We start from the raw sequence: 12,046 nt of genomic DNA, 5'->3' as shown, positions 1-12,046 counted from the left end.
CAAATCAAATTCACATATTGATGTGATTTTAGGTCTGTTCTGAAGCTGCGATATTTGTTTTACTTATAAAACCAATCCCGTCATTGCATACAATCTGAAATCCATGGATTTTTCATTGATCAACCCTAAGCAATCTTCCCCTCTTGACCTTTCAAGAAAGGTCAAACTGATATCCTCAAAGCCAAATCTCCAGGAACTGGCTTTGAATTTTTCGGATATCAATTATGGACTAGTGGACTGTAAGGTGTTGGCTACACCAAACTTGTCCCTGATGTTTGGCAATATTCAACTGCAGCCCAACATCAAGCTCAAATCCGAGACACCTGATAACAGGGTCAATTTCCCATTTTTATTGGAAGGGGAAATAGCTTCCAGATTTTACAGTTATCCGCAAAAGCAGTTACTTACTGCTAATTCCCATAATGCCATACATTTGACCCGGACAGCAGGAGAACATCAGTTGCCTTTGGGGAAAGTTAAAACTTTTCACATCAGCCTCAGTTCGGATTACTTCTTCGATACTTTTAGCTCGGAAGACAAGGTCACCGAAACATTGAAAAACAGTATTGATATCCAAAGACCCGAAGTGGCATCAACCCGACCCGGGCATCTCAATGCTGAAATGAAGGGGATTATCAGTTCTATATGCAACAATCCTTTTGAGGGAGATATGAAAAAAATGTACCTGGAGATCAAAACATTGGAACTGATCTCCTTACAGATGTTTCAGCTTGGGAATATAAATCAAAGAGGAGTTGAAAGGAACAGGAATCATCAGGACCTTGCTTATGCTGTCAGATCATTTTTGGAGTCAGACATTACAGCGACTTGGACCTTGGTAGAACTGGCCAAAAAATTCGCAACCAATATTCAAACACTTAAGACATCCTTTAAAGCGGCTTTTGATACAGGGATTTTTGCCTATTATCAACAACTGAGAATGGACCATGCCCTGACCATGCTGAGAGATCAAAACAACTCCATTGTGGAAGTCACTGAATGGTTGGGATACAGCCATCAAAACCACTTTTCAGCAGCTTTTAAAAAGTACTATGGATACCCTCCCTCAGAAGCTCTAAAAAGGTAATATCCTTTTTTGAAATCTCCAGTGTGCCTATCAATGACAGATTTGTAAATTGATAGTTTCGAACTACAAATAGCATTCAAGTCTAGGAAGAGCTTTGCCTTGTCACCTCGACGTCAGGAGAGGTCTGCTGCCCGTCTTGATGTCAATACCTTTTCTGAACATTTACAAAATGTTGATTACTCCCATTGACAACTTTGACAAACAGCCCTGTCAAATGAATCTTCGAATAGAACACGTCATCAAAATGTAATTTCTTAACTATTATATGTATTTCATTGAAAGTTAAAGCAATACTCTTTAATTAAAAATCCAAAGAAACCGAATAAAGCCATATTTTCAGACCGCTATACCTCCAAATCATTCATAGAAATATTTATCGATTTTGACGGATTTATTTGTTTTTATGCCTTAACAACACCACTTTTAAACTTGGTTAATTTTTTTATAAATCAAACCGTCCACCCTGTCAGCTAATCCCCTGGTTTATGACACCAAATGATTTTAAATATAAAGCCATTTTTGAGGTAACCCCCGTTGCCATCTGGGAATTTGATTTCTCAGAAATCAAAAAACTTCTGTTGGAAAAAGGATTATTTGGCCAATCATCCACTTTTGTTGAAAACACGCTAAAGGATAATAGAAATTTGGTGAATGACTGTATCTCAAAGCTCATCATTATAGATTTCAATGAAGCCTGCGTAAAGCTGAGTCATGCCAAATCAAAAAAAGAACTAAAGGAAAATTTCCTCAAACTTTTTACTCCTGAATCAATCGAAATATTTATCACACAATTAGCGGCTATCTGTCAGGGTTTGAATTCCTTTGAAAATGAGTCAAAAATACTTACCCTTGATCGACATGTCAAAAGTATATCATTCAAATGGAAAGTGGTGCCCGGATTTGAGGAAAGTCTGGAAAGTGTCATTGTTACAACTGAAGACATTACTTTTAAGGACAACGTTCTCAAAAAACATGAGGACCTGGAGCAAAAACTGACCGAGGCCCAGAAAATCGCCAAAGTAGGTTATTGGGAACTGGAATTAGAATCAAGTAGGCTTTTTTGGTCAGATGAGGTATATAATATCTGGGGACTGGAAAAAAGTAAGGCCATTTTCAATTTTGAGAATTTTCATCAGAGCATCCATCCCGAAGATGTGAAGGAATTTGATTGGCAAAATGATCAGGCCATCGCCGGGATAACTCCATTGGATTACAAGCATAGGATTATCACTCCAAATGGGGAGGTGAAATGGGTTCATGAAAAAGGAAAACTTTATAATGAAAATGGCAAAAAAACATTTAAAGGAACAGTTCAGGATATTACCGAAGAAGAAATACTCAAACAAGGGCTCAAAGACCTGCTAAAGAGGTATCATTTTGTCACCAAAGCCACTTTTGAGGCAATATACGATTGGGATCTGGAATCAAATACTGTTGTCTGGGGTGAAGGATACCGGAGCATTTTCGGTTATCAGCTTGACAAATTCAAGCCTGATTATTCCACTTGGAAAGACAACGTACACCCTGAAGATCTCCAAAGGGTACTCAGTAATGTGGAAACCTATCTGACAAGTGAAGAGGACAATTGGCAGAAAGAATACAGGTTCAGAAAAGCCAGTGGAGAGTTTGTATATGTTAACGACAAAAGTTATGCATTAAGAGATGCAAACGGAAAAGTTTACCGAATGGTAGGTGCCATACAGGACATCAGTGACCAAAAGATGTTTGAAGAAACACTTTCCCAAGAAAGGAACCTTTTAAGAACGTTAATTGACAATATCCCTGATTATATATTTGTCAAGGATACCCAATTCCGGCAAATCATCAATAACAAAGCCAATGTCAGATTATTAGGTGCCAAAACCGAGGAAGAAACAATCGGTAAAACTGCTTACGATTATTTTCCAAAGGAAATGGCTGACCTTTATTATCAGGATGATTTATTTGTATTACAGAGCAAAAAACCTATAATCGAAAGAGAAGAACCTATCGTCGATAATGACGGGAATAAAAGATGGCTTTCGACCTCTAAAATTCCACTCTTCAACGCCAAAGGAGAAGGTATAGGTCTGGTAGGGATAGCAAGGGACATTACCAATAAAAAAAATCGCGAACAATCTCTGATTTTAAAAACCAAACTGCTGCAGACCATCGCCGATGCGGTCAAAATTTTGCTTTTCAACGAGGATTGGGAACCGGCTATGCAGGAATGCCTGGAACTGATGGGCAAAGCCGTGGAAGCGGACAGGGTTTACTTATTTGAAAATTTCCTGGACCCAACAACAAAAAAGCTGTATTCCAGGCCATTAAAAGAATGGGTTCAAAAGGGTATCTCTCCTCAGATAGGTAATCCGGATTATCAGACAACTGCTTTGGACGACCATCCTCTTTTTTTAGAATTAGCATTGAAAAATGAACCATTTTCTTTTTTGACCAGAGAGCTTGAAGGAAAGACTAAAGAAATATTGGATAAGCTAGGTATCAAATCCATCCTCCTTATTCCTGTATATATCAAAGACCATTTTTATGGTTATTTGGGTTTTGAAGATTATAATCAAGAGAGAAAATGGAACGAGGAGGAAACTTCATTCTTAAAGACTCTGAGCTCCAACCTTGCTGTAGCCATAGAAAGAAAAAACCATCTGGATTCTGTGAAAAAACTGAATGAGGACCTTCAAAAAAGCAATGCTGAATTAGACATATCCAATAAAGACTTAGAACAGTTTGCTTATGTTGCTTCCCATGATCTTCAGGAACCACTTCGGATGATTTCCAGCTTTTTGGGTCAGCTTGAAAAAAAATACAGCGATATCCTGGATGAAAAAGGTAAGCAATATATCTACTTTGCAGTAGATGGGGCCAAAAGGATGAAGTCCATTATTCTGGATTTATTGGAATTTTCGCGGGTGGGCAGAATGGAAGACCCCATTTTCCCAATTGACCTGAACCTATTGATGGAAGAGGTGAAGTTACTTCTAAAATCCCAAATAGTAGAGAACAATGCATCAATTGTAATTCCGCAGCTTCCCGTGGTTATTTCCCAACGATCTCAACTGAGACAGGTACTGCAGAACATCATTTCCAATGCCATCAAATACCGCAAAAAAGAAATTGATCCCATCATTACGATAGAAGTAAAGGAAACTTCGACAAACTGGGAATTTATCATTGAGGACAATGGTATCGGAATTTCGCCCGAATACTTTCAAAAGATTTTTGTCATTTTCCAAAGACTTCACAACAAAGAGGAATATAAAGGAACGGGCATTGGACTGGCAATTTGTAAAAAAATCATCGAAAATCTTGGCGGTCGTATCTGGGTGGAATCAGAAGAAAATAAAGGCAGCCGGTTTCACTTTACACTTCCCAAAAAACCACAAAATCTATCATGAATACAAAAACATTAAAGCATTTTTACAAAAACCCGGTCTTGACCGGTTTTATTGGGTTTTTATTGACTTTAACACTTACCCAACTTATCTCCTATCGGGGTTTTCAGTTGTATCAATCCTCAGAACAACAATCAGTTATCAACCAAAAGAATAGCCTGGAAAAGAAAATAGCCTTTGGTTTACGGCATAGTTTTTCGGCCATCAAAACCCTGGCATATTTAGAAGAGAATTTCGGGATCACCGGCAACTTTGAAGAAGTGGCCAGGGAAATTCTGGAAAGCAACCAACACATTGATGCAATTCAATTGCTGGAAGGTGGTTCCATTACACATGTTTACCCTTTAGAAGGAAATGAATCTGTCATCGGATATAATATCCTTGAAGACTCTAGCCGAAACAGGGAAGCCATGCTGGCAATGGAATCTAAGAACGTTTTTTTTGCAGGTCCTTTGGAACTGAAACAGGGTGGAATGGGAATAGTTGGAAGAATACCGATTTTTAAGGAAAATTCCTTTTGGGGTTTTGCGGCCGTGGTTGTTCGATTGGAGACTTTCTATAAGATGATTGACTATGCGGGATTGGAAAAAAGTGAATTTTACGTACAATTTTCAAAATACAATCCGGATACCGGAATAATTGAAAACTTTCTTCCCCTACCTCAAGGAGATTATACCGGATTTGAAAGCAGTTCTTTTCTAACCATGGGCAATTGGAAACTGACGGTTCAATTAAAAAAAAGCAATGCGTTCAACAATATTATTCTTCCATTGATTTTGAGAGTTGTCTTTTCTATTATGATAGGATTTTTCGTTTGGTACCTTGCGGGTGTTCCGGCTATTCTCGAGGAACAGGTAGCCCGACAGTCAAGGCGGTTGAAGGAAAGTAACGAAAGATTTGAATATGCCACGATGGCTACTTCTGATGTAATTTGGGACTGGGATTTATTGAACAACAAAGTCTATAGATCAGAAAATTTTGAAAAATTATTTGGTTATAAAATTAGTGATATCAACAACAATCGTGATTTTTGGAATTCCAAAATCCATCCGGAAGATATGGAAAGGGCAAATCAAAATCTTAAGGAAACACTTGAAGGAAAAGACAATTTTTGGAAACAGGAGTTCCGTCTTCAAAAAAGCAACGGAAAATACACCTATGTGCTCGACAAAGGGATTATAATCCGGGATGAATCAGGCAAAGCCGTGAGGTTGATCGGTGCAACGCAGGATATTTCTGAAATCAAAGCCAATGAAAAGGCCCTTTTTCAAATGAGTGAGGAATTAAGGAAAAGAGCACAGGAACTGGAAATCTCCAATTCAGAACTGGAACAGTTCGCCTATGTGGCCTCCCATGACCTTCAGGAACCCCTCAGGATGATTTCCAGTTTTATGAAATTGTTGGAAAAAAAATACAGACCGCTTTTGGACGATAGAGGGAATCAGTACATCCAATTTGCCATTGAAGGGGCAGAAAGGATGAGACATATAATTTTAGACCTGCTTGAATACAGCCGTGTGGAAAATGTCGGGCAAAAAGAAAAAGTGGATCTAAATGAATTGATGGAAGAAATAAAATTATTGGAGAAAAAACTTATTCAGGACCGTAAAGCTGAAGTAGTATTCAATAAACTTCCTGAGGTGATGGCCTCACAATCACCCATGAGACAACTCTTTCAGAACCTCATCCATAACTCGCTTAAATACAGCAGCAATGGCCGTCCTCCCGTCGTAGAAATAAACGCAGAGGATATGGGTGGTTTTTGGAAATTCAGAGTGAAGGACAATGGGATCGGAATTTCCGAAGAGTACCATGAAAAGGTTTTTCAGGTCTTCCAAAGACTGCACAGCAGAGAGGTATTTAAAGGTACAGGCCTTGGGCTGGCCATCTGCAAAAAAATAGTGAAAAAATTTGGAGGTGAAATCTGGATAGATTCAGAGGAAGATATGGGGACGACAGTATTTTTCACATTGAAAAAAGATATGGCCGAAAACTGATTTTTTATTTTGAATATTTTAGATTTGGAGTTCAGGGAAAAATCCATCTAACCAAATGAACAATATTCACATTTTATTAGTCGAGGACAATGAGGGGGATATTGTGCTTACGCTTGAGGCTTTTGAAGAAGCCAAAATCATCAACGACATAAGCATAGTCCGTAATGGTGAACTTGCCATTGATTTTCTCCTTCAAAAAGGACAATTCGTGGATGCCAAAATTCCCGATTTGATCTTGATGGACATCAACCTCCCAAGAATAAACGGTCAAGAGGTTTTGCAATTTATCAAATCAGAAAAAAGATTGAGACACATTCCCGTGGTCATGTTGACCACCTCATCTTCCCCAAAGGATATTCTGACAGCCTATCAAAATTATGCAAGCTGCTTTATCACCAAACCTGTCGATGTCGAAGATTTTCTGAATGTTATCTCAGAGATAGAAAACTTTTGGGTGAAAATTATCAAGCTACCTACAGTGGATAAATCCGAATAAATCCTGAAATCCACTATCAGTTACTATCTGCTAACCGGCAATCTTACTAAAAACAGGCTGTATAAACCCAGTTCCGATCTGATTTTTAATTGTCCGTGGTAGGAATCCACCAGATGTTTGACTAGGGAAAGCCCTAATCCATATCCTCTCTCCCCTACCGTCCCTTCACTTGAGTTGACTTTTCCATTTAGGATTTCATGGATCTTCTCTTGAGGAATACCAAGTCCATTGTCCCTGACTGACACTATTAACCAGTTTTTATTATCCCTTTGGGTCAGTGCAAGATGTACTTCCACCTCACCAAATTTGGGGGTAAACTTGATGGCATTGGAAATCAGGTTGCCCAAAATCTGCAAAAGCTTATTTTGCGGAAAAGGGATGTCCCCGTTTTGGCTTTTGAGGTGGACAGAAAGCATGATTTCCTTTTGTTTTGCCTGAACAGCATAGAGATCATATATCTTTTCTTTGAGCGTGAAAAGATTATACTCCAATTTCTTGTTGAGTTTGGGCCTGTTTTTTGAATGAAAATTTTGGGTCAGGACATCATCGGCCATTTCAAGCAGTGATTTACCGCTTTTCTTGATCAACTGAATAAATTCAAGTACTTCTTCCAGGTTATTTTCATCTCCTTGGTCCTGTATAATCTGTGCCAGGCCTATAATCCCCCCTATCGGTCCCCTGATATCATGGGCTACCCTTTTATGGTCTTCCCGAATTTCAGTCATGCTTTTTTTCAGGTCATCCATAGTGCGCAGCATATTCAGCCTGCTGACAATCTCGCTTGCTATGAGTTTTAGCAATTCTACCTTTTCGGGAGAGATGCTTTTCTTTTCTTTGTCCAGTACGCAAAGGGCCCCCAGATTATGCCCATTCTCTGTTTTCAAAGGAATGCCCCAATAATACCTAAGGTTGGGTTCATCTTTTACATAAAATTTCTGTTTGAAGCGGTCATCCTCACGAAGGTCTTTCACTTCGTATGGGTTATCACCCAAAATGGTATATTGACAGACCGAATCTTCCCTATCCATCTGAACAGGTGGGAAGCCATAACCGGCAACAGACCATTGTGTAAATGAGTCAATCAGGTTGATAAGCGAAATCTCAGTTCCGGCTACTTTGGCTGCCAGTTCTGTGAGGTCCTTGAAATGAATTTTAAGATTGGAATAATCGAGATCATATTCACTCAATTCAATCAATCTATCAAACTCATTCTTAGGAATGGGCGGGGCAAACAGGGCTTGGGTAGTAAGCATAGTAAACAAACGTATTAAACCCACCATCAATTACCTAATCCCAAAAAGAATATTTTTATTCCACAAAAAACAAAGCATTTTGGATCTTTTGAATGACAAAAAAGGGAGGAGAAAAGGTCTTGAAAACTAATTTTTATTTACTGAAATTTTGCTTTTTAAGGAGAATTTAAATTCTGGCTTGATTCCTTTATTGTTAATAAGGTTTAGATGATAGTGTGCCGTGCAAAATTGCATACCATGGATTGTGCCTTCATTCTGGGCCGTGGTTTGTGTTTTCACAAATCAACCCTGTTCTTGTACCTAAGTTTGAATCTTCACAAACCACCCTGTTGAATTGCTTTTCAAATTGGCCCAAGAAGATTTATGAACTCCATCAACAAAAGATTTTAATCATATACAAAAATGATTTTAATCATATTAAAAGAAAATATAATCATATTAATTTGCAGCATCGTAAATTTAAACTAATCAAGACATGAAACAGTATATTGAAATTTTAATGTGTGTAGTGGTTATGACCACTTTTTTTTTGGGATGTGCCTCTTCAGGCATGCATATGTCTTCCTCCCTGACCAATGTGGAGCTGTCCTCTGCCAATTATCGAATAGTGGCGAGGTCGGTTTCCGGTGAGGCAAAAGCAGGGTATATATTTGGTGCCTCCTTCGGTGTAGGCATGTATGCACAGGTCGTGGGAGTGGCAAGAGTAAGTGGAGACAAAGCGCTTTATAAAACCGCTATGGATAACCTTTGGAGCAATTTTGAAGCAAAACATGGAAACATTGAGGGCCGAAACCTTGCTTTGATCAATGTTAGATATGATGTGGATGCCCTTAATTTGATTGTATATACCCAACCAATATTGACCATTCAGGCTGACATAATTGAATTTATGCAATAGCCAAAAAATTATAGAAAACTACTGTTCTTTTATATTATACCCTTTGTACAATGCATTTTCCAAATTTAGCAAGGCTGGATATTTCAGAATCTTTTATTAAGAGAATGAAAACACTCAAAACAGCTCATTCGGTTACTTTAGCCTTCTGGGCTGGATTGAATATTTTGGTCAGCAGCGTATTCTTATTCCATACCGAGGCTCTCCACTTTTATTTCTTTACTATGAATATTAGTTGGAATGTTGTTAATGCTTTCGTAGCAGTCTTCCTATATGCACATCACAATGATGTTTTTGATCGCCCAATATCCAATCTACATCAGATGGAATATCAAAAGCATATTGAAAAAGCTATGGTTTTTAATATAGGGTTAGATATGACATATATAGCCACAGGATTTGCCATGTATTATTATGGGGATTTACCACAAGTCCTCCATAATGAGCTTTGGCTGGGCTTCGGTATTTCCGTAATTCTTCAGGGAAGCTATTTATTAATCCAAGATATGGTTTTTTACAAACTTCATAGAAAAAATCATAGTAAGGTTTATCCGTATTGGGAAAACCTATTATTAGGGTAAATATATCTATAACACTCGTCCCCTCTATCATGAATCCGATAAGACTCGAAATAGCTATCACCGGAAATGAAAATAATGAAACACTTCTTTTTGTACATGGTGCGGGTGGAAATGCGGGTCAATTTCAACGACAACTGGATTATTTCTCAGATCAGTTTAGGGTGGTTTGCATATCCCTAAGAGGACATGGCGGATCCCCGACACCCTCTCCTAATACCACCGACCAATATTCCTTAGAACTATTGGCAGCCGATATTATCCATTTGATTGAAGACCTCAAACTAGATCGTATTCATTATGTAGGGAATTCAGCGGGAGGAGTGTTGGGGCATATTGTAGTCAGTAAAATCCTTGATCATTTTTTAAGTTTGACCACTTTCGGAACCACAGGTCAAATGAACCTGCCCCGGTTTCTGGCGCCCATAGTCAGGGGAATTGATACATCCATGCTCAGGTTTTTCAAAAATCGGTATTTAAGATTTGTGGCCTCTCATGCTGGATTGAATGAAGAATCCAGGGAAATTTCCTATCAGATGTTTTTGAAGGCACCTCGGGCAATCCCACATATTAGGTATCATTTGGTAAACTATGATTTTACAGGGCTTATTGAGAAAAGCCCAATACCATATACATTGATCAAATGTGAATTTGATCATGATATAAACCGGGTTTTAGATACAACCTTAAGCGCTATATCTAAAAATGTAAAGGCAAAAGTTGTGGACCTTAAGGGGGTGGGGCATATGGCCAACCTTGATAATCCTGAGACATTTAATAAGTGCCTCATGGAAATTTTAACCACCCTTAAAAACAATAACTAGGAGATGAAAAAGGTATTATTTTCAAGTACGTACGGAGATGTTTATTATGAGTTGTCAGGTGTGGATAATACCCCTATCCTTGTTTTCATCCACGGTGTAGGTATGGATCACCTTACTTTTCAGGAGCAGATTGAATTTTTCCATTCGCAATACAGGACCTTAGTTTGGGATCTGCCAGGGCATAGTAGGTCGTCGATAAAAAATTACAATAAGCGATTTACCGAAATTTCTGCTGATTGTTTGAATGAGCTTATGGAAGAACTGAAAATTTCCCAAGCATTTTTGGTAGGTCAGTCTTTGGGCAGTATGGTTGCCCAGTATTTTCAGCTCAAACATCCCGAAAAAGTAATGGCTATGGTACATGCCCCGGGAATTGAGTTAAAATCCCATATAGGTAAATGGGCAAAAAAGCTGGTTCCCATTTTTATCTTTTTGATAGGTTTGATTCCCAAAAATATGTTCTATAAGTCTTTTGGAAAACACAGGGCAGTAAAGAAAGGTGTTCAGGAATATTTGTCTGCCACCATGAGAAATACCGGGAAAAAGTTTGCCTTACAGATTACTGCTGATATGTGCTATGATTTGATCGATTCCTCGCCCCAACCTAAAAAAGTGCCCTTATTTATACTTTATGGGGAAAAGGATCTTTCATTCATCAGAAAAGCGTCCAAATCCTGGCATGCCCAAGAATCCCTGAGCCATTGTGTGGCCATACCTCATGCCAACCATATTGCCAATCAGGATAATCCGGAGGCATTCAATCAAGCCTTATTTGAGTTTTTGGAGAAGTTAAAATTCCCCGTCGCTATGAAAAGAAAAAAGTTTTACCTCGCCCTGATCCTATTTGCCCTTGGTATGTTGGGCATGTTGTCCATGTTGACAGTGGATATCCCATTACCGGAGGAGATATTATCGGTATTGGGGGAACAGTTTACGCCATTCCAGATTAAGCTTCTGATTTTGATTAATCCTATCATTATTTTGATAGTGGCTGTACTTGTGGGTACTATACTTTATCAAAAAGTAAATCTCAGCGTTCCCATAATTGAGAAGTTTTTGGGCATTAAAGAAGATGCTATTCAACTCAAGGAGATACTTCTTTATGGAATTTTAGGGGGAGTTCTTACAGGAATTGCATTGAGCATACTAGGACTTTTAAGGCTAGTCTCCCCTTCGGAGTTTGAACTTCTCACCCGACAACTCCAACTGACGCTTGCGGCAAGGTTCTTATATGGCGGCATCACAGAAGAAATCTTTATGCGTTTTGGGTTGATGACGCTGTTGGTTTGGTTGGCAGCTAAACTTTTTAAGGGACTCAAGCCCCAGGTATATTGGATTGGTATTATCATATCCTCCCTTATTTTCGCAGTAGGCCATTTCCCTATTGTCTTTCAAACTGTAGGAAATCCCAGTATCGTCATGATAAGCTACGTGCTTTTAGGCAACACTGTGGGAGGGCTTGTTTTCGGATGGCTTTATTGGAAAAAAGGCTTGGAAAGTGCCTTCTTGGCTCATATTTTCGCTCAT

Annotated in this window: 9 protein-coding genes; 8 read left to right on the top strand and 1 reads right to left on the bottom strand. The window is 38.7% G+C overall.

Features of this window, described 5'->3' with window-relative positions; translation table 11 throughout:
• Window positions 1-103 precede the first annotated feature (103 nt).
• The 4 genes from ACEW8O_RS13530 to ACEW8O_RS13515 all read left to right on the top strand — a co-directional run bounded on the left by ACEW8O_RS13530 (window position 104) and on the right by ACEW8O_RS13515 (window position 6,969).
• The gene (locus ACEW8O_RS13530; protein ID WP_373495157.1) at window positions 104-1,087 is read left to right on the top strand and encodes a helix-turn-helix transcriptional regulator; all 984 of its coding nucleotides are present in this window, start codon (window positions 104-106) and stop codon (window positions 1,085-1,087) included.
• A 485-nt stretch (window positions 1,088-1,572) separates the two neighbouring features.
• On the top strand, window positions 1,573-4,479 hold the full coding sequence (locus tag ACEW8O_RS13525; RefSeq protein WP_373495156.1) for a PAS domain-containing protein: 2,907 nt from the start codon (window positions 1,573-1,575) through the stop codon (window positions 4,477-4,479).
• On the top strand, window positions 4,476-6,473 hold the full coding sequence (locus ACEW8O_RS13520) for an ATP-binding protein (RefSeq protein WP_373495155.1): 1,998 nt from the start codon (window positions 4,476-4,478) through the stop codon (window positions 6,471-6,473). The genes ACEW8O_RS13525 and ACEW8O_RS13520 overlap by 4 nt, the downstream gene beginning before the upstream one ends.
• Window positions 6,474-6,528: 55 nt before the next feature.
• The gene (locus tag ACEW8O_RS13515; protein ID WP_373495154.1) at window positions 6,529-6,969 is read left to right on the top strand and encodes a response regulator; all 441 of its coding nucleotides are present in this window, start codon (window positions 6,529-6,531) and stop codon (window positions 6,967-6,969) included.
• A gap of 23 nt (window positions 6,970-6,992) precedes the next feature.
• On the opposite strand, the gene ACEW8O_RS13510 is transcribed toward ACEW8O_RS13515, so the two are convergent.
• The gene (locus ACEW8O_RS13510) at window positions 6,993-8,222 is read right to left on the bottom strand and encodes a GAF domain-containing sensor histidine kinase (RefSeq protein ID WP_373495153.1); all 1,230 of its coding nucleotides are present in this window, start codon (window positions 8,220-8,222) and stop codon (window positions 6,993-6,995) included.
• Between the two features lie 475 nt (window positions 8,223-8,697).
• Here ACEW8O_RS13510 and ACEW8O_RS13505 point away from each other — a divergent pair, with 475 nt between their 5' ends.
• The 4 genes from ACEW8O_RS13505 to ACEW8O_RS13490 all read left to right on the top strand — a co-directional run.
• Window positions 8,698-9,120 (top strand): DUF6567 family protein, encoded by a 423-nt coding sequence (locus tag ACEW8O_RS13505; protein ID WP_373495152.1) that lies wholly within the window; start codon window positions 8,698-8,700, stop codon window positions 9,118-9,120.
• 50 nt (window positions 9,121-9,170) lie between these two features.
• On the top strand, window positions 9,171-9,698 hold the full coding sequence (locus tag ACEW8O_RS13500) for a DUF6992 family protein (protein ID WP_373495151.1): 528 nt from the start codon (window positions 9,171-9,173) through the stop codon (window positions 9,696-9,698).
• 29 nt (window positions 9,699-9,727) lie between these two features.
• Window positions 9,728-10,519: an alpha/beta fold hydrolase gene (locus ACEW8O_RS13495; protein WP_373495150.1), complete on the top strand. Its 792-nt coding sequence runs from the start codon at window positions 9,728-9,730 to the stop codon at window positions 10,517-10,519.
• A gap of 3 nt (window positions 10,520-10,522) precedes the next feature.
• A partial coding sequence (locus ACEW8O_RS13490) for an alpha/beta fold hydrolase (protein WP_373495149.1) occupies window positions 10,523-12,046 on the top strand: 1,524 nt, incomplete at its 3' end.

It is taken from the genome of Aquiflexum sp. (assembly GCF_041749095.1).
GTDB lineage: Bacteria > Bacteroidota > Bacteroidia > Cytophagales > Cyclobacteriaceae > Aquiflexum.
The sequence above is the reverse complement of the archived record's forward strand: the minus strand, read 5'-3'. Positions and strand labels throughout refer to the sequence as shown.

Excerpts from the sequence above, each read along its gene's own strand:
- ACEW8O_RS13505 (WP_373495152.1), top strand. The coding sequence starts at position 8,698 with ATGAAACAGTATATTGAAATTTTAATGTGTGTAGTGGTTATGACCACT.
- ACEW8O_RS13500 (WP_373495151.1), top strand. The coding sequence starts at position 9,171 with ATGCATTTTCCAAATTTAGCAAGGCTGGATATTTCAGAATCTTTTATT.
- ACEW8O_RS13515 (WP_373495154.1), top strand. The coding sequence starts at position 6,529 with ATGAACAATATTCACATTTTATTAGTCGAGGACAATGAGGGGGATATT.
- ACEW8O_RS13525 (WP_373495156.1), top strand. The coding sequence starts at position 1,573 with ATGACACCAAATGATTTTAAATATAAAGCCATTTTTGAGGTAACCCCC.
- ACEW8O_RS13510 (WP_373495153.1), bottom strand. The coding sequence starts at position 8,222 with ATGCTTACTACCCAAGCCCTGTTTGCCCCGCCCATTCCTAAGAATGAG.
- ACEW8O_RS13520 (WP_373495155.1), top strand. The coding sequence starts at position 4,476 with ATGAATACAAAAACATTAAAGCATTTTTACAAAAACCCGGTCTTGACC.
- ACEW8O_RS13530 (WP_373495157.1), top strand. The coding sequence starts at position 104 with ATGGATTTTTCATTGATCAACCCTAAGCAATCTTCCCCTCTTGACCTT.
- ACEW8O_RS13495 (WP_373495150.1), top strand. The coding sequence starts at position 9,728 with ATGAATCCGATAAGACTCGAAATAGCTATCACCGGAAATGAAAATAAT.